This window comes from Wolbachia endosymbiont (group A) of Sphaerophoria taeniata, assembly GCF_947250735.1.
Lineage (GTDB): Bacteria > Pseudomonadota > Alphaproteobacteria > Rickettsiales > Anaplasmataceae > Wolbachia.
On sequence record NZ_OX366344.1, the window covers coordinates 741,653 to 762,843 of the forward strand.

Sequence of the window (21,191 nt, forward strand, 5' to 3'; positions counted from 1 at the left end):
TAATTTCATGAAAACAAAAGCCTATAAAATTCTAAAATTAAAATACAAAAACTTCCTTGACAAACTCCGCCAGCCCCCTTATTATGACAATAAGGGTATTTATGACTCAAAACTTGTTTTTGACCTGCAGGCTCAATGACAAAATTCAGTAAAAAACTTAGGGTATTTATTGGCGGATTAGATAAAATTATAGCGGCTGCATGTCTTTTTTATTTTTTCTACATTCAGCCAAATCGCGCTTAAACTAAGCGTCAGCACATTATTACAGCGCCACTTACAGTAATATAGAGTCAAAACTCGCTACTCGGGGCTTCTTTTGCCTTTTTTTTCGTTTGGTAAATTTCTTAAATATTTATGGCTAAAGTAATTTAGGCCTACCGACAACCGTCATCCCGCTACGTATTAGCGGCTAAGAGATACCGCGAATGAATCGCGGTATGACGGTTCGCGGTGGCATCTCGTCATCCCGCTACGTGTTAGCGCTTACTATTACCCACAAATAAAGACATGGTATTGTATTTACTCAAATAATTTAATTTTATTAACCTGAAAGCTTATTGGATTAAAATTATTAAATTAAGAGTTATAATTTTAGCAACTAAAAGCTGTAAATTGCACCATATAAACAGTTATTTCAAGCAAAAGTTATGCCATTAAGAGCTATGCAACAAACATTTATATTTGTGGGTAATAGTAAGGTGTTAGCGGGATCTAGAGATACCGCGGCGGTATAATGGTTAAGTAATTTGTCATCCCGCTGCTTGTTAGCGGGATCTATGCTAAGGAGATACCGCGGCGGTATGACGGTTCGCGGTGGCATGACAATAACTTCGTCATCCCGCTGCTTGTTAGCGGGATCTATGCTAAGAGATACTGCGGCGGTATGACGGTTAAGTAGGGTGTCATTCCAGTCTGGAATCTAGTTCTTATTGTACATTTACTTGGTGTAGAGTTAAGTTTCCTGGATCCAAGTAGTCTGGGCACTGGGATGACGAGAAAGGAGCACTGCCATTATAGAGTAAAATGAGATCCCAGTTTCAGCTACTCGGATGACAGAAGAGGGGCTACTCGGATGACAAAAAAGGGGCTACTCGGATGACAAAAAAAGGAGCACTGGGATGACAGGAGATACCGTCTTGTTAGTCAACAAAAAAATTATAAAAATTTCCCAAGTTGCATCATAAAATCAAAAAATACTTCCAATTGTGTAACAGTACACAGATTATAGTTAGTGGATATGTTGATAAGTAAATTAGTTTTATACGCACAAAACAGATGAAGTTTACTTATCAACATATCCACTAACCAACAACATTCAATAAATTTGTGTAAGATACCACTTTACATAAGATAGATAGGAAGCATTTTTGATTTTAAAGTACTAAACCTTCAGTCAACCTCCTAGCCCTGTAGTTTTTGATATGGTTAGGATCAAAAGCACTTTTGGATGTCAGAATACCGAAAATGATATGGAGTAGCTTACGCATTGCAGCACCAACGATGGCCATATTATGCTTACCCTTTTCCTTTAATCTTTGGCAAAAGCTCATAATGATAGGATTGTGATTCTTAGCTACTATGGCAGGAAAGAAAAGTGCCTTACGTAATGTTTGTGAACCGGATTTACTTAATCTGGGTTTGGCATATACAGAGGAACCTGACGTCATATTTCGTGGTATAACTCCTGTATATGCTGCCAATTGCCTGGCATCTCTAAAAACCTCTATATCAGAAACTTCAGCTAAAATAGCTATTGCTGATTCTTCTCCTATGCCTGGAATAGTCAATAGAAGTTGAAAATTTTCCAACAATTCTTTGTGTTGATTTAATAGTTCACGTACGGAGTTTTTTATTGTTTCTATTTTTTGAGCTATATTCATTGCAAGGTCTTCCCAAGCATTTGCAACTTCTTTAGGCAGTCTCTCTTTTTTTTCTAAGTGGTTATTTACTAATGTTAACTCATCTTTTAACGCAACTGAGCAACGATAAAGATGTTTTAATTTTTTCATTTCAGGAGAAGGTGGTGTCCAACTAGAAGGTTCCTGTCTTTGGCAATAATCAGCAATAACTTCTGCATCGGTCTGATCATTCTTTTGTCGTATCAGCTTACTCCTTGCATAAGATTTTATGCAATAAGGATTTACAACACTTACAAAATGTCCAGCATTGTGTAGAAATTCAGCCAGTGCTTCGCTATAACAACCAGTAGATTCCATGCAGGTTTTTACTTTTTCTACATTATGTTTGTGTAGAAAATTCAGTAGACTTTGAAACCCATGATCATCGTTCTTAAAGCTTCTTTTTCTAATTTCACGCTTTCCTTTTTTGCTTATAAATGAGAGAAAAACATCAAAGCGATCTTTTGATATATCTATGCCCAAAAAGTTGTTGATCATATATAACCCCATACGTTACCATTAAAAATGAAAAGTAAGGCTAGTCTTGTGAATACAGAATTAGAACCATTCAGGTCTTTCTACGATACCGTCCAGCCTATACTTTTGAGAAGGGAATTCTTATCTCCTCTACAGATTTTATATCTAAGAAGAAGCACAGAGTTCCTCCCTTCTCCACCTAATGCTTAAGCTTAAAACATTAGATGCTTTTGACAAGATACAAGAAGGGGCTACTCGGATGATACTATTATAGAGTGAACCAGTGTCAGCTACTCGGATGACAAAAAAAGGGGCACTGGGATGACAGCTACCCTGACAACCGTCATCCCGCTGCTTGTTAGCCGGTATCTAGAGATACCGTGACGGTATGCGGCAGCATGACGATAACCTTGTCATTCTAGCGCGTGACGCTGGAATCCAGACTTTAACTTATATGATTACAGAAAGAGAATTTATTAGGTAGTCATAGACACTGAAAGTGGTAAAACTTACCACTTTCAAGTAAAGAAAACTACGTTTTGTGCCTCCAATAATTTCTATGGATGAGCCTCTACTGAACCGTTTTTACAAATCACACCGCCTGGTGTTATTTTTGAAACGACTACAGGAGCGCCAAAAAACACAGCAGTAAATGCACCGAGTGCAAAAAGCGCTGGCCACGGCATCCTGCCGAATATTGCAAGCAACGCTGCACCAATTATCACTATTGTGATCATTGGTCCACCTATGCCATGAGTATAGCCTATTATCTTGCATATCACTAATGATGTTGTATCATTTTTATCAACAAAAGTAGTAGCAGTAGTAGTACCGCTGCTGCTAGTATCAGCATTTGCATCAAATGCAAAGGAGAGAATTAAAGCTACAAGTAGAAGAAAATTTTTCATTACGCCTCCTATAATTTCTGTTTCATATTTGATTATCTATCACATTGATTAAGTTTAAGTAAATGGTGAGGATTTTTTGCTTAAAAGTATCCTTTATTTCATTTAGAATACTTTTCTTGGTTCGTTTATATTACAGTGCTACAGAAATTTTACAGCATCGTTTATTGCCTTTATCGTGCTTTGATTGACACAATTCATAATGATGGAGTGGAGCACGCAGGGTATCTATCATTTTTAATCCTGTTATCAATATTCCCTTTTCTCATCGTTTTAATGGCTGTGGCGTCAACATTCGCAAATTTCTTAGACCAGTATAACATTGGCTGGGTATTTATCATTGATAACATGCCACAGGATATTTTATCATCTTTGATGCCGCGTATCAGAGAGATAATATCAGGCCCGCCGCAAAGCTTACTAACTTTAGCAATTGTAGGCGCTGTTTGGACCGCCTCGTCAACAATTGAAGGGCTAAGAACAATATTGAACAAAGCTTATAAAGTTCCGGTTTCGCCACCTTATATATTAAGAAGGTTGTTAAGTATACTACAATTTTTAGTGATCACGTTTATTATAACTCTAACTATAGTGTTCTCTACATTAGTGCCAATGCTAATTGATTTTTCCTATCAGGGGATTAGTTATACTAAATATCTCCTCATTGAATTTGTACTTTTCACAGTAGTCTCTTGGCTATATTTTATGCTGCCAAACATAAAACAAAATTTATCAGACGTCTTTCCTGGATCTTGTGTGGCTGTTATTCTTTGGACAATTTCTGCTTCAGCTTTCAAGCAATACTTAAAAGCTTCCTTTGATCAACTGAATTTGATATATGGAAGTTTAGGTGGTATGGTAGTGTCATTACTATTTTTTTATATGCTAAGTTTGATTTTTATATATGGAGCAAAATTTAATTTTCAGCTAAAATATTTCAATGAATCTCGCTAAGGAGAAAGAAATGAGTAAGTTAGAAGGTAAAGTAGCTTTAATCACCGGAGCTTCAGGTGAAATAGGCTCTGCTGTTGCAAAAAGATTTGTAAAAGAAGGTGCATGTGTAATTCTGATTTCAAGATCTCTTGATAATCTCAAGCCACTATATAATGAAATTGAAGAGCTTGAAGAATTTAAAGAAGGCTCTGTGAAACTAATTCAGCTTGATCTTTTAGACTTTGAGAATGTAAAGATACTGACAAACATGATAGAAAGCCTGAAATTATCAGAATCTGGAGCACTTGATATATTAGTTGCATGTACTGGAATTTTAGGCAAATTGAACCCTATTCACGACTGTGAGATTGAAGAGCTACAGAACGTAATGAATACAAATTTTACTGCCAATTGGTACTTACTAAAAAACTTAGATCCAATGCTAAAGAAGTCTAATGCTGGAAGAGTGATATTCATGACCTCAGAGGTGACACTTTCTCCTTCCTCTTATCCATATTGGATGCCGTATGCTGCAAGTAAAGTTGCACTAGAAATAATGGTGCAGATATATGCATCTGAGACAAAACATACAAAATTATGTGTAAATGCTGTATACACAAAAGGACCTGTGGGTAGTGAGCAGGCATTTCCTGGATCTGAATTGGTGTCACCTGATAAACTAACAGACAAATTTGTGGAGTTAGCTTCTAACGATTGCAGCGTATCAGGAAAAATCTTACCGCTTAGCAAATCTCCCGAATAAATTACACTAGAAAGGATGTCATCCCAGTGCCCAGACACTGGGATCCATTTTGCATGTAATTCCGCTATAGTATTATGTTTTAGTGTAAAGTTTGGTATTTATCCATTAAGTTCGTTTGCGAGCAAAGTTCGCTAGATTCCAGTGTCAAGCACTGGAATGACATCATAGGGGCACTGGGATGACAGCAGTCCTACGTCATACCGCGATTCATTCGCGGTATCTCTTAACATAGATCCCGCTAACAAGCAGCGGGATGACACCTCTCTTGGGCTCTTTTAGCTACAAACATTAAGAAATCTACCAAACGAAAAAAAGGCAAAAGAAGCCCCGTGGTGCGAGTTTTGACTCTATATTACTGTAAGTGGCGCTGTAATAATGTGCTAACGCTTAAAATAAGCGCGATTTGGCTGAATGTAGAAAAAATTTAAAAGACATGCAGCCGCTATAATTTTATGTAATCCGCCAAAAAATACTCTAAGTTTTTTACTGAATTTTGTCATTGAGCCTGCAGGTCAAAAACAAGTTTTGAGTCAGAAATACCCTTAATACTACAATAAGGGGGCTGGCGGAGTTTGTCAAGGAAGTTTTGCATTTAATCCGTTTATGGCTTAGGTGCCGGCCAGCTATTTGACTCCCGGCTGGGTCGAATTTGTATAGCTACATTGTCGGTAAATCTAAATTGCTTTAATAATTTTGATTGAAAAATAGTTTTTCTATTATATAAATGCTACTTTAGGGTAATCAAAATGGAAGACGATAAATATAGCCTAGGTTTAAGAGTTATCCATTGGTTGATGGCTGTTTTTATTATTGGTATGCTTTGCTCTGGACTTTATATGAAAAGCTTACCACTTAGCAATGAGATTAAGTTCAACATATACGCTATTCATAAGGCTTGCGGTATCACTATTCTTGGACTAATCATAGTACGCATATTTTTTCGCGTCTTTACTTATGTTCCACGACTTCCAGCAAATTTTTCTCGGTTTGTAATCAATGCAAGTAAAACAGTACACTTTGGTTTATATTCTTTAATGGTGCTAATGCCACTATCTGGCTATGTTATGTCTTCTGCTTCTGGCAAAAAGATCAAGTATTTTTTTCATATCCCTTTGTTGATTAATCAAAACAAAGATCTAGCTAACACGGCTAATCAGCTACATTCGATGCTTGCATGTTTTATGGTAGTCTTTATAATCTTGCATATACTTGGCGCTTTGAAACACACATTTATAGATAAGCAAAACATTTTTAAACGTATGATATAGGTTATATGTTAAGTAGCCTCTGGAAAAAAGGAACAGATTTTCTTGGTAGTGAGTTTGCGATAATGGGTGGTGCTATGAGCTGGGTTTCAGAGAGAAACTTGGTTTCGGCAATCTCAAACGCTGGTGGTTTTGGTGTAATTGCATGTGGTGCAATGTTTCCAGACCTATTGAAAAAAGAAATCATAGAGACACAGAAATTAACTAACAAATCATTTGGTGTAAACCTAATTACTATGCACCCAAAGTTGAGTGAGTTGATAGATGTGTGTATTGAAACGAAAGTAAGCCACATAGTTCTTGCCGGTGGACTGCCAACGAAGCCTAATATAGAAAAAATCAAGAGTGCGGGCATTGAAGTTATGTGCTTTGCACCAGCATTAAGCCTTGCGAAAAGGTTAGTAAAAATGGGAGTAGATGCGTTAATAATAGAAGGAATGGAAGCAGGCGGGCACATAGGGCCAGTTAGCACTTCTGTTCTCGCACAAGAGATATTGCCTCATTTTAAAAATGAACAAATACCAGTGTTTGTTGCAGGTGGAATAGGAAGAGGTGAAATGATAGTTAATTACTTAGAAATGGGGGCAAGTGGCTGTCAAATAGGTACATTATTTGTCTGCACTAATGAGTCAATTGCCCACAAAAATTTTAAGAAAGTGTTTATTAAATCAGCCGCACGTAATGCAATACCTTCTGTACAGGTAAGTGCTGATTTTCCTGTAATTCCAGTAAGAGCTATAGCCAACAAAGCAAGTGATGATTTTATGAAGCATCAAAAAAAAGTTATTGATGAATACCAAAAGGGACAGATCTCAAAAGAAGATGGGCAGCTTGAAATAGAAAAGTTCTGGGCTGGGGCTTTAAGAAGAGCAGTAATTGATGGAGATGTTGAAACGGGATCTTTAATGGCCGGTCAAAGTGTTGGCATGGTTGATAGGGAAAAGCCTGTAAAAGAAGTAGTGAATATGTTAGTTCAACAAGCGAACAATTATATTGAAATGTAGAAGTAAATAGTTAACCATAATTATCCATAATATAGCATAATTGCCCAGTTTTAATGTAAAATTAACGCTAAAGGGGTATCTATACATTTTATTATGTATGGAGGAGTCTATGCCAAGTTCTAAAAAAGATATTAACCAACAATTGCGCGACACTATATACAAAAAGGTAACAAAAAAAACACATAGTAATCAAAGTCCAAAAAAAAATGGAGATGGAACTATCGCAAAATGCATAGAGTTGTTCAACAAAGGAGCTGACCCTAACGTATTAATTCAATTAGAAAAATCACTGAGAGAGCAAGAAAAATATCAAAAATACCATAATTATTACACCGAGAAATTTCTTCCAGCATTGGAAACAAAAGTGACAGAGTCAGAGGAATTAATGAAACCTTCAGTACTTAACAATGAAGAAAAATCATCACAAAGATCACCAACAATAAAAGCAAAAATATTAGGAATAATTTTAGAGATTACAGGGATTACCAATAAAAGTAGTGACAAAAATTATTCTAGTAGCACTATTCAAAATCAAAAAGGTTCTAGAAATAATCAAACAGATAGACAAGGTAATGTTATGAAACCATTTAACAAACAAAGTTTTTCTGGTGAAGTTCCAAATTCTACAAGTTCGGATATGACTCCTCAGGAAGAGGATTCTGTAGACAAGGGTGTAGGTGGAACAGGAATCTCTGGAACATATAATCCTTTGAGAAGTTCAGGTTATTATGGTGCTTTAATAACTCCTACATCAGAACAATCACAAGCAAGAAAGGAGATCCCACAATCACAATTGAATGGTTTCTCTAGTCAATCTGACCTTTCGATTGATTGTAAAGATTTAAAAAATGACTCAGATAGTGGAATAAATTCATCTGGCTTGGTATCAAGTAGCAGAAGGAGCAGCTTAACTTCAGTAGCAAGCAATTCATCTGAGGAAAGTGTAAGCTCAACTGAAGAAAGTAATGGTTTGCAACCAAAGGATGAAGGAGAGACAAAATTAGCACACCTAACCAAAACAAGGCCCAAAGGGCCAAGCGGACTAAGATCTCCTTCTAAATATCATGAAAAGATTGAAGATCAAGTTAAAAAAGAGTCACCTCAGTGTGTGATCTCAGTGACAGGTAGTCAGGCAATGCAATCCGAAAAAAAAGAAGCTGCTAATTACGAAAATAAGAGTAAAGTTAAACAACCCAATAACAGAAATCTTCACGTTGCACTCGTAGCAGGTTGTGCTCTCTCTACAATAGGGTGCATTGTTGCAGGAGCAATGACATCAGGACTGGTAGGAGCAGGACTACTTGCTATGGCTGCAGTGTTTGCTATAGCAGCAGTAGCTGAATTGCATTCAAACTTCCTATCAAGTAAATTAACATCCATTAATGTGGAACCTCTTATTGATGATAAAAAGCTTACAGCATGTTCACATCTGTAAAAATTAAATATGTGTTACTTGTAGTGGATAAGTGAATTCAGTTCTTGCCTATTGATATAAAAGTTGTTATATTTGAGGAATATTTAAAGGGTATTTAGTTGATGCGCATTCAATTGAATAAAGTTTTGGTTTTTATAGCCTTATTAAGTTTCATTTTTGCATCATATTCTAGCGAAGCTTCGGTGAGTGATGAATTAAAGGATGTACAAGAAACGGTAAAAGATTTTATTTCTTCATTTTCAATTAAAGATACTGTAGAAAATATGAGTCCTTCAACAATCATAGGGTTGTGTATAGCTGCGGTGATACTTGCAGTAGTGTTCAGAGGTCTAATCTTTTTTATGATAATGTTTGGTGTACTGATCATGATGTTTGGTAGTACAGAAAAGGCAACAGACTACTTAAAAGAAAAATTTAATTTTGCAAAAGATATAAAATTACAATCCGATAGCGAAAAAAAAGATAAAAATTAAGATAGTATTTTTATCTTTTTTAATTATCTTTATTGAATACGCATATGCAGCTAAAAGTACAAGCAATTAACTCTAAGTTTGAAAAAAAAAACAACTTAGCATTACTAGAGAGCATTGATTTAGATTTCACTCCTTATGCTTGTCATTACAATGAAGAAACTATACTAACAAAACAGGGAGAGTTGTTAAAAATAATCAAGTTAGAAGATTATTCTTCTGTTGATAATTACAGCGACCTTAGAACTGAAATTAGAAAAAGCATATCAAAAAATATTAATAGCCTATATTTTACCGTTTGGATTCATACTGTCCGAAAGCGCAATAAATTGAGCTTAAAATGGAATAAAACTGAAGACTTCTCTGATAAGCTACATTCAGCGCGGTTTGATAAACTCACTGATAGTAAATTACAGTATATAAATGAATTATATATTGTAATATTGTTTAGCGATTTTGGTAAGCATACTAATAATTCATTTTTTTTTAATAGAATAAAGAATAAGCATAAGCTGTCTTTACAAGAAAGCCACCAGGAGTTGCAAAAGATAACTGACTTAATTCACGATGATTTAGGACCTTTTGGAGCTAAAAAACTGGGTCTAAGATTTAGTGAAGGTAAAATATATTCTGAAATGATAGAATTTCTCCACTATATTGTTACATTAACGCACAAAGATTATCCAATACATGAAAGGGACCTGTCGCAATATATTAGAAATTTTAAAATAGCTTTTGGTTTCAATACGTTTCAGACAATCTTTGAAAATCAACAGAAATTTGGCTCTGTTTTCAGCATAAAGGAATACCGAGAAATCTCCTTAGGCAATATAGATAGGTGCTTGCAGCTTGAATCTGAATTTATCATTACAGAAATAATGATATTTACTAGTAATAGTAAGGCAATAAAAGAATTTAATAAACAAATTAACATGCTGCAAATTAGTGAGGATAATACCTTACTTAAAAGCTCAGGAATTGAAGAAATAATAGAGCTTGAAAAGACCTCTAGTCTAGACTTCTGCCAACAGAAAATTATTTTTACAATATTTGCAGACGATAGGAATAAGTTAGCCGAAAATATTAGTGATTTATCTTCTATAATGTCATTAATTGGCTTCATGATATTTAGAACTGATCTACATATGGAAAGTCATTTTTGGGCACAACTTCCGGGCAATTTTACCTTTATTACACAACCGAAAAATATATTAGCAAAATATGCTTGCAGTTTTGCTATGCTGCATGATTTTACGTCAGGTACATTAAAAGGAGGAAGGTGGAAAGAAGCGGTAACAGTTTTTTTCTCAAAAGAAGGAAATCCTTACTTCTTTAATTTCTATGGAAAAAGAAATAATGGCCATACTACGATACTTGGAGCTCCAAATTCAGGCAGAACTTCACTCATTAATTTCCTATTATCAGAATCAAGAAAGTTTAACCCAAGAATTGTCATATTGGATAACACTGGAAAGTCGATAATTTTTACTAAAGCAGTGAGTGGTAAATATTATATAATCGATCCGAAGTATAAGGACAAAAGCCTAAAATTTAATCCACTAAACATTGAAGATAGTGCTTCCAATCGCAATATGTTGGTTGAACTGATCAAAAGAATGGTAGCCGATACGAGCTTGGTGGACGTAGAAGAAAAGATAAGAAAAATTGTGGATTCTATATTTGCTATACCCAAGGAGTCACGTTCTATTGCGCAAATTTCTGAGGTGCTTTTGCTCCTCGGGGGTAAAATAAGTAGATGGTGTGACGGTGGTGAGTTTGCTTACTTATTTCAAGATGGTAATGAATCAGATATTGACTGGGAAACAAAAATTATATCTCTCAACACCGCAAACCTCACAAAACGAAAAGAATGTATGTCCGTGATACTTTACTATTTTTTATATTCTTTTGAGGCAAAATGTGATGGCTCGCCTGCAATACTTGTTTTGGATGAAGCATGGGAGATAAGTAATATCTTTCCTACAGAGAAAGAGTTTGATAACTGGATGCAAAGAATGACGGAACTAAATGTTGTAGTAATCCTAAGTACTGAAAACTTAAACCTCGCATTTGCTAGCAAATTTACTCAATATTTAGATAAACATGTTGATACAAGGATCTTGATGCCAAACGTCAATGCAAATAGGTTATACATGAAAGCATTTTCTTTATCGAAAGAGGAGCTGAATATAATTCTGCAGACGCCAACACAGGAAGGTTTATTTTTGATAAAACAGTACAAAGGGTTAGTAACTTTAAATTTAGATTTGAAGAATATGCAGGAAATACACGTACTTTCAGCTAACAAAGAGACTATAAAGTATATGTACGAGGCAATAAAGGAAAAAGGAGAAGAAGTTAATGAGTGGTTACCGGTGTTTTATGAGAAGTGTAAAGCTTAATTTCTTATTGATGTTCTTTTTGATACTTGGTCTTTCGTATCAAGGATATGCTGATTGTCCGCCTCTTGTAAAGAGTAATACTTGGTTCGAAGCAATAGTTAGCGGAGATTGGGTAAAAGAAATTAAAGTACAAGCAATAAAAGATCAAGGAGTTGATGGCTATTTTAATCCTAAAATTAGAGTATGTGCTTATGATGGAAAAAGTTATTGCTATGACTTAGAAACTGGAAAGTTTTGCCGCCAAATATATGGAACACAAAGTACAGGTGGGGGTGTTTCTGCAGCAGTTTTTATCGACTGGGAAGGAGATACAGTGTTAAATGATGGAAAATTTAAGGAAGGGATTGCGAAAGGTCTCGAGTGGGAGTGGGTAGATAATGTTACTGATGAAGAAAAAAGGAAATTTGCTAATTCCCCTAAGATATGTGCTTGCAGCCAAAAAGCATCCTGCATGGGGGATTTTTTCTCATTTTTTACTAAAACAGGTGAAGGAGCAAATATTTTTCGCCCTGGATATATGGCAAATACCTGTGATACTTGCTATCAGAAAAAAGTAAAATGTGCCCCTGTGCCACTTGCACCTGGCCCCCCTCCGTTCTGTGAGCAACTTGCGATGTCACCTCCACAAGTTAGAATTGTTCCTATAACAGATGAAGACAATGATTACTTTAACCCTAAAGTTAAGGTAATCATTGGTGATCTGAAAGGAGGAGACGGAGAGATTGGAGAAAAATTAGATTTCCCTAAAGGGTATGGAGAAGATAAAGCTGAGTGGCGCTCTATTTTAGACAAAGATGGCATCACGTACTACTTCAAAACTTATAGAGAAAAAGATAAGCTCTGCGCTGAATACCTTGGAACTCAAAGTATAGATGAAAAAAATCCACAGTTCATCCGCTGCTTTCCGGCATCACCTACTCCAGAGCCTGAAGTAGTAGAGATAGTAAAAAGTAACACGCCTGGAAAACAGAGTAACACGTTAAAGATAAGAATGAAGATGAGTGAGAACACTTGTACTTATGAAGCACGTGGAACCTACAGCAATGGTTTATGTACTTTTAATGTTAATGCTGGTTCTTCTACAAACATTGGCCCTCTATCTTTAAAGGTAGTAAAACCGAGAATAGTTAAAAAAACAACTGATAGTAATAACGAAAAAAGTTATATTGATAATATTATAGAAGGTATATTAGAAAGTAATCCGCAACAATTTAAAGTTCTGAAAGAATATGACTATGTTCCTGATATTGAAACAGAATGTAAAGAGTTTCAAGGAAATAAATGCAAATTGAACAGCTTAGGACAACCAGAAGTAGAAATAAAATATAAAGAAAATTCTAACAGTAGAATGCTTTGTCTTTCTGGATGGCAGCCAGAACCAGAAGAGTTTGTTCTTGAAAGAGAAAATAAAATAATACCACTAAAATTAATGGGAACAAAATATATTAAATACAATGCTGTTTATTCAAAGGAATCAAATCGGTTCTATTATCTTCCAAGCAAGGAAAGGGAAACAGTCGACCTCTTAAAAATAAAAAGACTTCAAGATCAGTTGGATAAAATAATATTTAATAAGCAAGGGTATGTTTTCTTCCCTGACGACAATAAAAAGGAAAAGGGGAAATGCAGTTACTGTGTAAAAAGAAATGATGAAATAGACGATGCATTTAAATCTAGTAAAGGACTGAAAGTAGTATACAAATTGACGGATGTAGAGCATAGAGAAAAATGTAATCAAGGTGATGATGGTTGCATCTGCTCTGATGGAAAATGCAGCCGTTCAAAACAATATTTGAATAAAAATGAAGATGATAAGCTATTCTACTTAAGGTATGAGGAAGTGGATTGTAAAGATAAGGATGGTAAAGTATTAAGAGATGAAAAAAATGAAGTACAAAAGTGTACACAATTAAAAGATCAACTGATTAAAGCAGATAGAACAGAGGTCTTTTACGCTGATAAATTGTGTAGGTTCGATTTAGAAGGTTTAAAAAAGAAAGTAAAAGAAAAATTAAAAGAGATAATCAAGGAAAAGCTGAAAAATAAGAAACCAGATCTTGAAAAAAATAATGAAAAATCCTATGATCCTGAAAGTAAAGATGTTTATACAGATGACTTATCAATAATGTTTGACCGTGTTGAAATAGAAGCATGGGGAAGTGGTGAAGCAGGTCATATAAAAGATAAACCCGCTAAATGCAAACATTATGTAGATAGTGCCACCAGGAAGAATGCCTGTTCCACTGAAACTAGAGCAGGAATGCCAGGCGATTATATTAAAGCTAAACTGAAAATTGACCCTAATTATCCTGTAATTAAGGTGAAAGTTACAGAGGGAGGGGGTAACCAGGAAAATAACTCCTCAGATAAGGACGGAGGACCTATTTTTATAAAAATGTGTCGTTCAGACAAACAAGATTGCAAGCCATTAATCACTGTTGCAGGTGGAGGTATGTATAGAACATATGGTCCTGAACGTACAAGTTATCGGTACACAATAATTCATGAACCGAGTTTAGAGTTAGAAAAAACAGTCATACCAGCAAGTGCATTGAAGTCTACTGAAGATAATAAAATAACATATATAGAAGATGGTCAAGTCAAGTATGAAATAATAGAGTGTGGAAGTGGTTTGAGAAGCAGTAAACCTGGTGCAGGTGGTTGCATTTATAAAAGCAAAGAAATTTATGGTAAAGGCTCTCCAGGGTATGTGAAGATTAGACCTATTATAAAGGAATTTGACAAAGAAGAAATAAATGATGCTATTGAAAAAGTGACAAGAGATCTATATGATCTTGAAGCTATGACTGATTTTTCGACGAAGGACCTTAATGTGAATATAAGAGAGAAAGTTGAAGAGGAAATCAAAAAAGAATTGTTAAGGTAAAAAGATATAACTCTGAAAATTATGCTCTCGTTTTAATAATTAATTAAAGTAAAGCATGTAGTAAATGGTGTATCTTAACAAAAAGGTATAACGAATGTAGGAGGGTACTTTATGTCTCTAAAGAATAAAATTTCTGAGCTAATAGAACAACAATTTAGCATTAAATACCATGACAATTATTTGGCTTACACTATACACAAGTGGGCTGCAAATGAAATATCTAATTCTATTGCTTTTTGCATAATTGGTTGTGGAAATTGCAAGATTGGATATCAAGATGTTGCAAATTCATTCAACATAACAAAAGAAGAAATTGATCAAGATAATATTGCAAGCATAGAAAGCAAAATAAAAAGTGAAGCTGAAAAATCAGGTAGTGAGTTTCTTAAGTTGATTTCTAGAATGGATCAATCGCTAAGAGAACAAAGTGAAAAGTCTATTGTACAAATTTTAAACTCATCTGCTGAGGAGATGTTACAGAGTTTTTGTGACAGCACTATATGGCAAAATAATTCTCCAGAACCTCAAGAAGTTAGTGCAACTCCTGCTTCATCTGAAGAGTCTGCTACAGAAGGTCCGGAAACTAGTGTTAATCCAGATCCTTTATCAACCTAATCAACCCCATATATATGTTTTTTTTGTACCCATGCTTTACGTTTTGGGGTGGAAAGAAAGCACCATTCTTCGTTGCATTTTTCTATTTTCATTACAACGAACTTGTCTATTTTCATAGTAATCTTGCTGTCTACACTCTGTTTTTGATATCCATAAGTATCTTCTTTTATCATTGCGTGGTGCTTATCACTAAGCAGATTGCCTTTTATCCATCCGCAGTCTTCATCTATATCGCAGACCTTTTTCCAACTCTCAAACTCTTCTATCACTTTCAGGGGCAGATTTTTGCAAGTGTATATCCATTTTACAGGATAGTGAAACCCTGGCCCCGTTCTCATGTTGATTTTATTTGATTTGGTTGAAACAAAGTTATTAGCAAACAAGCTATGGCTAAATAATAAAAACAATAGGATAATAGTACTGAACCAAGATCCCAGTGTCACGCACTGGGATGACGTGAGGGATAGTGTAACAGACTTATTCATCATAATTCACGATTAGATTGACATAAGATAAAGAGTAAATTAAAAATTGAATAGATCTTTAAATGCAAAATCAATGCCTATAGAAATATTAATGCCTGCTCTTTCACCGACAATGAGCAAAACTGGAGGAAAAATTGTAAAGTGGTATAAAAAAGAACAAGACAAAGTTGAAGTAGGCGACGTAATTGCTGAGATAGAGACTGATAAAGCCATAATGGAGTTTGAATCTATAGATGAAGGAGTTTTAGCAAAAATCTTAGTAACAGAAGGAACAAGTGGCGTGCCTGTAAATCAACCGATAGCTTTAATGCTGGAAGAAGGAGAAGATGAAAGTGCACTCGGTAACTATGTTTCAGCTTCTGCTACCAATATTGAAGCTAAGAAAGAAGTTGAAACCAATCCCTCAGTGCCATCCAATTCCTCAATGTTACCCAACTCTTCAATATCATCCAATTCTTCAATATCATCCAACCCTCCAATGTCATTCAACTCTTCAATATCATCCCAGTGCGTGACACTGGGACCCAACTCCTCAATGTCATCCCAGTGCGTGACACTGGGATCTAGAAGAAAAGAAGCATGGATCCCAGTGTCACGCACTGGGATGACAGAGGGTTATGTAGAAGGTAGAATAAAAATAAGCCCATTAGCTAAGAAAATAGCTCAAAATGAAGGGGTTAATGTGCAGCAATTAAAAGGTACAGGACCATATGGTCGCATAATTAAGGCTGATGTGTTGGAGTCTTTAGGTAGTGGTACACGCATTGAAAGTCGTGAAAGGCCCGAGGAAGATACCATGGTTGAAGTAAGCAATATGCGCCAAGTGATAGCACAGCGCTTAACTGAATCCAAACAGAATGTTCCACATTTTTATTTAACTGTAGACTGCCAGGTTGATAAGTTAATATCGTTAAAAAACGAGATTAGCTCAGCAGATGAAAATAACAAAGTAACAATTAATGACCTAATCATAAAAGCTGCAGCTTTCAGCATGAAAAAATTTCCTGATATAAATTCTTCGTGGATAGATAATAAAATACTTAAATACTCGAATGTAGACATTTCAATCGCTGTGGCACTTGAAGATGGGCTAATTACTCCTATAGTAAAAAATGCTGATAAAAAGGGTATTTTATCTATATCAAAAGAAGTGAAAGATTTAGTAAGCAGAGCAAGATCTGGAAAATTAAGGCCAGAAGAATTTCAAGGAGGTGGGTTTACTATTTCCAATTTAGGAATGTTTGGTATAAAAGCCTTCAGTGCTATAATCAATCCGCCGCAATCTTGCATTATGGCAGTTGGTGCATCCAAAAAACAACCAATAGTTATAAATGAAAAAATAGAGATAGCTGAGATAATGACAGTAACACTTTCTGTTGACCATAGAGCAGTTGATGGAGCATTAGGAGCAAAATTTTTAAATGCTTTTAAGCATTATATAGAGAGTCCTCTGGCGATGCTTATTTGAAACCTATTAGCATCGTTATTACAAAATTAATACCTCTAAGTTTATAATTCTACTAGTTAATAGGCTTAGAGGTAAAAAAATGAATACTACAGTAGAAAAAAATAATCCAAAAATTTTTCCTAAAAATGAAGGAAAGATTAACTCAAAAGGCATGGTTGCCCCACCGGTACCACCAAGAGCACCAGAGACCAAGTTATCGTCGCAGAATGAGTTAGAAAAAATAGTAAAGCTTAAGAAAGTTGCTCCACCTGTTCCTCCGAAATCTTCCCAAGCTAAATTTGCTGGAATAAAAGCGATTTTTGAGCGAAATGCATCTCATTCCCAAGCAAATGATAGTAATAAAACAGTAAGTAGCAATCTTGGAAGAACATTTGGCCCAACAATGCAAAAACTCATGAAAGACAATATTCATAGCACTTCTAACAAACAACGCCGTGATTCAGGGGATAGTGGTATCAGTGATGTTAGTAGCAGTACTCTTGATAAAAAAGCTAAAGCTTACAATCCACTTGATTGGAATCCAATCTATCAAGGTAAAAAGCGCTTTAGCTTAGACAATATGTCGAGTAATTCGTCTTCATGTAGTGAAAAAAGCAATATTTCAGATATAAGCGATAAGTCTAATAATTCAAACATTGTCAGATGTAATATTACTAGGAGTAACAGTAAGGAAGACCTTCGTAAACCTGATGCTTCACATAATGACAAATCTGCAGGTAAAAAATTATCTAATGTCAACGTAAGCGAATTAATCAGAAAGTTTGAACAAGGTAATAACATAGTAAAGGGGCGTTAATCAAATATTACCCTATCTTTGTATATGCAAAGGTAGGGTATCTTTTCAAAATATTATATCCTTTATAGCTTTGTTAATTTTTGATTCCTTCTCTGCAAAAGCAGCTTCTAGAGAGGTTTTAAGTTTTTCCCATTCCTCTTGACCATTTAGAATTAAAGATTTATATTCATTTTCAATTTTTTCCAATGCTCTTTGACATGAGGAATCTAACTCCTCATACAAATCAGTATTTACTGATTGCAGTATTACCAAAAACGAAAACAAATTTGGAGCAGGTAATTCTTCTCTTGTGTAATTCAGAAGACACAGCTTTATTTTTTTTACGCAGTATTCTATTGTTTTTAACGATAGTAAAAGGCTTTCTGCATAAAATATAAAACTATCTACAATCAAATTTTTTGACTTTTTCGGTAATTTAATATTTTCAAATAGTTCTTTTGTAAATTTTTCTATCGGTTGCTTCGGTAAATGTAAAGAGAGATCAGTAAAAGATTTTAGGTCAAAATTTGGTCCAAGTATCGTGCTAATGGCTTTATGCACATTGCTCTTATCTTTACTTACAGAAATAATGAAAACCAGCCCCTCCACATCAAGCATATACTTTATAGATTCCAAAAAATCGACAACGAATTTAGGGCGGCACACATCAAGATTATCCACCATTATATAAATGTTTTTGTCTTTTCTAATTCTATTAACTACTTTTGCCAATTGTGTTTTAAAATCCTTAATGTTTTCTTCTCTTCTTTGAAGAGTATTCAACTCTCTTAGTACAGAACCAATATCTTTCCTATCAGCCTCTTTTGTAGCGTCAAGCAATACGGAAAGCATAGCAAGTGGAGATTTACTGATCAGCTTTCCTAGTGTGTTTAGAGAAAATAGTTCTTGGTTTATGTTCTTGAACTGTTGTATAACGCTTCTTTTTACTTCATACGATGCAAATAAATCTTCAAATAGAAAATTTAAAAAAGAAGGAAGTGGTTGATCCAGTGCATTGATATCCCATGCGTTATAGTAAGCTGCAATTTCATTTTGCTGTTTTAACTCTTTTACCCACTCTTTCAGAAAAAACGTCTTACCCCATCCGTCATATCCTTCTAAAGATATTATTGTAAAAAACTGATCAATCGTTTTAATTATAGTGTTGAATTTGCCTGAAAATTGCTTATAGTTTAGACGGTCATTTTCCCAAGCCGCCACTTGAAGTGGTGGCGCTGTTTCTTTCTTCTTGAACGTTATTAACGATGCAAGTTTTTTTAAGCACATACCTTATTTTATATTTAACTCATATTCTTGTCTTGAAGTGAGGGCTGCTTTTAACGTTCCTTCATCTAGATAGTCAATTTCTCCGCCCATTGGTATGCCGCAAGCAAGACGTGATATTTTCACATCCAAATTTTTTAGCAATTCAATTATATATTGTGCAGTAACTTGACCCTCTAATGTCGGATTAATTGCAATAATTATCTCTTCAACTTTAGATTTTGTCACTCTTTCCAGAATAGTATCAAGGTTAAGTTCTTTTGGACCTATGCCGTTTATTGCAGACAATCTGCCCCCCAAAACATGGTATAAACCTGAATATATATTTCCTTTTTCAAACGCCCATAGATCACCCAATTCTTCTACTACACACAGTAACTTAGTGTCACGTTTTGGGTTAGTACAAATAGAACAAGGTGATTTAGTATCTAGATTTCCGCAAATCTCACATTCTACTATAAGATCTGCTAGCTCTTTAATCAAAGATACAAGTGGTAGCATAACTTTCTCTTTGTTTTGGAGTAAATGTATAACCAACCTGCGTGATGATGATGGTCCTAAACTTGGCAATTTAGAAAAAGCATGAACTAGATTCTTTATGTTAATGTTCATTCAATAAATTCAGAATAGTTCATCAAATGGTAACATCAAACCCTTTGTAAAGAAAGTGGTAAGTTTCTCTTGATCCCACTTTGATTAGCTATAGAAAAAATTTTTTACTCTAATGCAAAAAATTACTTCCGCACACTTAAAGCCTGATTATAATAGACTTCTTGCATAACCCAAACTAAGTAGAAAAAAGGTATAGCTGACCCAAGCGAGACGTCATACCGCCGCAGTATCTCTAGATCCCGCTAACAAGTAGCGGGATGACTACCCCTACAACAACATTGCAAGTATTGATTTTTCTCCCCATGAGAAGAGTCTGGAAGCTCTTTCACTCTAAACACGATGTTCACATCCTCAAAATTAATCTCAATTCGCTTAACTAACGTTCTAATAATATCATGTTTAGTTAGCCAGTCTGCATTATCAAGACTTGAGTTAATACTAGAGGAAAATCCCTCTAAATTTGTTACTATTAGAGTGAACTCTTCTGTGAGTTTTTTCTGATCAAATATCTTTTTCTTTTGTTCTTCAACCATTTTTAAGTTTTGTTTCATTGCTCTAATTCTTGGCTCAAATTCTTCTTGATCAATATATTCTTGAGCATCACTATCAATTAACCTTGCAATACCACGTTTTAATTTATCTTCTTGTGCTTCAAGCAAAGCGCTTTTTTGATCTAGTGGTAAGTTCTGAAAGTCTTCGTTTATACTCCTCTAATATTCTATTCGGATTTTTTAATAGATGCTTTACTTCTTCCCACACAGCTATGTCTAATGTATCTGTACGAATTAATTTGTTGTTACACATTTTATTACCACCAAAACGGCGTGCCAATACAACGATAATACACCTGATTATTAGTTTTTTTCCCTCCTTATTCCTTGCAGTGCTAGTACCATAATATGCATAATTACAAAGCTTACATACTACTAAACCTTGCAATAAATATCTTGCTCCTCTTTGTCTTGTTCTTGCTATTTTTCTATTCTCTGCTAATTGTTCTTGAACTATATCAAATAAATCTTCGTTTACTATACTAGGTACTTTAATATAAATCCAATCCTCTTTTGGAACAGGATAAGTAGAATAATTATCTTTTGGTTGCTCGCAGGAGTTTTTTTTGGTCTTATATATTTTAATTTTACGCCTAACCTTGTTTTACCAAAAGCTGCTTGTCCTCTATAAGCAGAGTTTTTTAACATACTCAAAACTACAGCCCTATCCCAATATTCTTTTCCTGTTCGCGTCATAACGGACATAGCACTTAGCCCACGACATACTTCTCCTATACTCGCTCTTTCTCTTCCTACCCAAAAAAATACTTTACGCACAACTTTAGCTTCTTCTTCATAAATTTCAAATAAGGCTTGTCCTGTCTCTGTATTTTTATTTATATAATGATAGCCATAAGGAGCAGCTCTCATTACACTTATATAACCCTTATTGGCTGCATAAATCTTTCCTCGGCAGCTTCCTTCCATGATTTTTGCACGTTCATCAACTATGTTTTTTAAAT

Annotated in this window: 19 protein-coding genes; 11 read left to right on the forward strand and 8 right to left on the reverse strand. The window is 34.9% G+C overall.

Annotated elements, in window-relative coordinates:
* Positions 1-1,373: 1,373 nt before the first annotated feature.
* Together OOK84_RS03705 and OOK84_RS03710 are read right to left on the reverse strand one after the other, a co-directional pair.
* On the reverse strand, positions 1,374-2,396 hold the full coding sequence (locus tag OOK84_RS03705) for an IS110 family RNA-guided transposase (protein ID WP_264731025.1): 1,023 nt from the start codon (positions 2,394-2,396) through the stop codon (positions 1,374-1,376).
* A 536-nt stretch (positions 2,397-2,932) separates the two neighbouring features.
* Complete coding sequence (locus OOK84_RS03710) at positions 2,933-3,283, reverse strand: TrbC/VirB2 family protein (RefSeq protein WP_264731026.1); 351 nt, start codon at positions 3,281-3,283, stop codon at positions 2,933-2,935.
* Between the two features lie 135 nt (positions 3,284-3,418).
* Between OOK84_RS03710 and OOK84_RS03715 the strand changes: the two genes are divergently transcribed.
* The 9 genes from OOK84_RS03715 to OOK84_RS03755 all read left to right on the forward strand — a co-directional run bounded on the left by OOK84_RS03715 (position 3,419) and on the right by OOK84_RS03755 (position 15,054).
* A complete protein-coding gene (locus tag OOK84_RS03715) occupies positions 3,419-4,234 on the forward strand; it encodes a YihY/virulence factor BrkB family protein (protein WP_264731028.1) in 816 nt (271 codons plus the stop codon).
* Entirely contained in the window at positions 4,221-4,976 is a 756-nt protein-coding gene (locus OOK84_RS03720) for an SDR family oxidoreductase (RefSeq protein ID WP_264687976.1), read from the forward strand. Before OOK84_RS03715 ends, OOK84_RS03720 begins: the two co-directional genes overlap by 14 nt.
* 746 nt (positions 4,977-5,722) lie before the next feature.
* Complete coding sequence (locus OOK84_RS03725) at positions 5,723-6,244, forward strand: cytochrome b (protein WP_264731030.1); 522 nt, start codon at positions 5,723-5,725, stop codon at positions 6,242-6,244.
* 5 nt (positions 6,245-6,249) lie between these two features.
* Positions 6,250-7,245, forward strand: a complete 996-nt coding sequence (locus OOK84_RS03730) for an NAD(P)H-dependent flavin oxidoreductase (protein WP_264731031.1) — start codon at positions 6,250-6,252, stop codon at positions 7,243-7,245.
* A 109-nt stretch (positions 7,246-7,354) separates the two neighbouring features.
* Entirely contained in the window at positions 7,355-8,680 is a 1,326-nt protein-coding gene (locus OOK84_RS03735) for a DUF350 domain-containing protein (RefSeq protein ID WP_264731034.1), read from the forward strand.
* A 101-nt stretch (positions 8,681-8,781) separates the two neighbouring features.
* Entirely contained in the window at positions 8,782-9,153 is a 372-nt protein-coding gene (locus tag OOK84_RS03740) for a hypothetical protein (protein ID WP_187297371.1), read from the forward strand.
* Positions 9,154-9,197: 44 nt separating this feature from the next.
* Positions 9,198-11,552 (forward strand): VirB4 family type IV secretion/conjugal transfer ATPase, encoded by a 2,355-nt coding sequence (locus OOK84_RS03745; RefSeq protein ID WP_264731036.1) that lies wholly within the window; start codon positions 9,198-9,200, stop codon positions 11,550-11,552.
* The gene (locus OOK84_RS03750; protein WP_264731038.1) at positions 11,533-14,439 is read left to right on the forward strand and encodes a hypothetical protein; all 2,907 of its coding nucleotides are present in this window, start codon (positions 11,533-11,535) and stop codon (positions 14,437-14,439) included. The genes OOK84_RS03745 and OOK84_RS03750 overlap by 20 nt, the downstream gene beginning before the upstream one ends.
* Before the next feature lie 111 nt (positions 14,440-14,550).
* Positions 14,551-15,054, forward strand: coding sequence for a WBM0748 family T4SS-associated protein (locus OOK84_RS03755; RefSeq protein WP_264731040.1), 504 nt, complete (start codon positions 14,551-14,553; stop codon positions 15,052-15,054).
* Here the strand turns inward: OOK84_RS03755 and OOK84_RS03760 are convergent.
* Complete coding sequence (locus tag OOK84_RS03760; protein ID WP_264687854.1) at positions 15,051-15,542, reverse strand: SH3 domain-containing protein; 492 nt, start codon at positions 15,540-15,542, stop codon at positions 15,051-15,053. The genes OOK84_RS03755 and OOK84_RS03760 overlap by 4 nt on opposite strands.
* 70 nt (positions 15,543-15,612) lie before the next feature.
* Between OOK84_RS03760 and OOK84_RS03765 the strand changes: the two genes are divergently transcribed.
* Both OOK84_RS03765 and OOK84_RS03770 read left to right on the forward strand, forming a co-directional pair.
* Positions 15,613-17,007 carry a pyruvate dehydrogenase complex dihydrolipoamide acetyltransferase gene (locus OOK84_RS03765; RefSeq protein ID WP_264732566.1) on the forward strand — a complete coding sequence of 465 codons (1,395 nt, stop codon included), beginning with the start codon at positions 15,613-15,615 and terminating at the stop codon, positions 17,005-17,007.
* Between the two features lie 79 nt (positions 17,008-17,086).
* Positions 17,087-17,803: a hypothetical protein gene (locus tag OOK84_RS03770; RefSeq protein WP_253307212.1), complete on the forward strand. Its 717-nt coding sequence runs from the start codon at positions 17,087-17,089 to the stop codon at positions 17,801-17,803.
* Between the two features lie 45 nt (positions 17,804-17,848).
* On the opposite strand, the gene OOK84_RS03775 is transcribed toward OOK84_RS03770, so the two are convergent.
* From OOK84_RS03775 to OOK84_RS03795, 5 genes are all read right to left on the reverse strand, one after another.
* Positions 17,849-19,069: a KAP family P-loop NTPase fold protein gene (locus tag OOK84_RS03775; RefSeq protein WP_253307213.1), complete on the reverse strand. Its 1,221-nt coding sequence runs from the start codon at positions 19,067-19,069 to the stop codon at positions 17,849-17,851.
* A gap of 3 nt (positions 19,070-19,072) precedes the next feature.
* Positions 19,073-19,672, reverse strand: coding sequence for a recombination mediator RecR (recR, locus tag OOK84_RS03780; protein WP_253310001.1), 600 nt, complete (start codon positions 19,670-19,672; stop codon positions 19,073-19,075).
* 248 nt (positions 19,673-19,920) lie between these two features.
* The gene (locus OOK84_RS03785) at positions 19,921-20,337 is read right to left on the reverse strand and encodes a hypothetical protein (protein ID WP_264731042.1); all 417 of its coding nucleotides are present in this window, start codon (positions 20,335-20,337) and stop codon (positions 19,921-19,923) included.
* On the reverse strand, positions 20,330-20,617 hold the full coding sequence (locus OOK84_RS03790) for a recombinase zinc ribbon domain-containing protein (RefSeq protein WP_253307215.1): 288 nt from the start codon (positions 20,615-20,617) through the stop codon (positions 20,330-20,332). The genes OOK84_RS03785 and OOK84_RS03790 overlap by 8 nt, the downstream gene beginning before the upstream one ends.
* A gap of 89 nt (positions 20,618-20,706) precedes the next feature.
* Complete coding sequence (locus OOK84_RS03795; RefSeq protein ID WP_264731044.1) at positions 20,707-21,156, reverse strand: recombinase family protein; 450 nt, start codon at positions 21,154-21,156, stop codon at positions 20,707-20,709.
* Positions 21,157-21,191 lie beyond the last annotated feature (35 nt).

What these genes read in the sequence shown, in the direction of transcription:
- OOK84_RS03705 (WP_264731025.1), bottom strand. Translation starts at nt 2,396, where the DNA reads ATGATCAACAACTTTTTGGGCATAGATATATCAAAAGATCGCTTTGAT.
- OOK84_RS03710 (WP_264731026.1), bottom strand. Translation starts at nt 3,283, where the DNA reads ATGAAAAATTTTCTTCTACTTGTAGCTTTAATTCTCTCCTTTGCATTT.
- OOK84_RS03720 (WP_264687976.1), top strand. Translation starts at nt 4,221, where the DNA reads ATGAATCTCGCTAAGGAGAAAGAAATGAGTAAGTTAGAAGGTAAAGTA.
- OOK84_RS03725 (WP_264731030.1), top strand. Translation starts at nt 5,723, where the DNA reads ATGGAAGACGATAAATATAGCCTAGGTTTAAGAGTTATCCATTGGTTG.
- OOK84_RS03730 (WP_264731031.1), top strand. Translation starts at nt 6,250, where the DNA reads ATGTTAAGTAGCCTCTGGAAAAAAGGAACAGATTTTCTTGGTAGTGAG.
- OOK84_RS03735 (WP_264731034.1), top strand. Translation starts at nt 7,355, where the DNA reads ATGCCAAGTTCTAAAAAAGATATTAACCAACAATTGCGCGACACTATA.
- OOK84_RS03740 (WP_187297371.1), top strand. Translation starts at nt 8,782, where the DNA reads ATGCGCATTCAATTGAATAAAGTTTTGGTTTTTATAGCCTTATTAAGT.
- OOK84_RS03745 (WP_264731036.1), top strand. Translation starts at nt 9,198, where the DNA reads ATGCAGCTAAAAGTACAAGCAATTAACTCTAAGTTTGAAAAAAAAAAC.
- OOK84_RS03750 (WP_264731038.1), top strand. Translation starts at nt 11,533, where the DNA reads ATGAGAAGTGTAAAGCTTAATTTCTTATTGATGTTCTTTTTGATACTT.
- OOK84_RS03755 (WP_264731040.1), top strand. Translation starts at nt 14,551, where the DNA reads ATGTCTCTAAAGAATAAAATTTCTGAGCTAATAGAACAACAATTTAGC.
- OOK84_RS03760 (WP_264687854.1), bottom strand. Translation starts at nt 15,542, where the DNA reads ATGATGAATAAGTCTGTTACACTATCCCTCACGTCATCCCAGTGCGTG.
- OOK84_RS03765 (WP_264732566.1), top strand. Translation starts at nt 15,613, where the DNA reads ATGCCTATAGAAATATTAATGCCTGCTCTTTCACCGACAATGAGCAAA.
- OOK84_RS03770 (WP_253307212.1), top strand. Translation starts at nt 17,087, where the DNA reads ATGAATACTACAGTAGAAAAAAATAATCCAAAAATTTTTCCTAAAAAT.
- OOK84_RS03775 (WP_253307213.1), bottom strand. Translation starts at nt 19,069, where the DNA reads ATGTGCTTAAAAAAACTTGCATCGTTAATAACGTTCAAGAAGAAAGAA.
- OOK84_RS03795 (WP_264731044.1), bottom strand. Translation starts at nt 21,156, where the DNA reads ATGGAAGGAAGCTGCCGAGGAAAGATTTATGCAGCCAATAAGGGTTAT.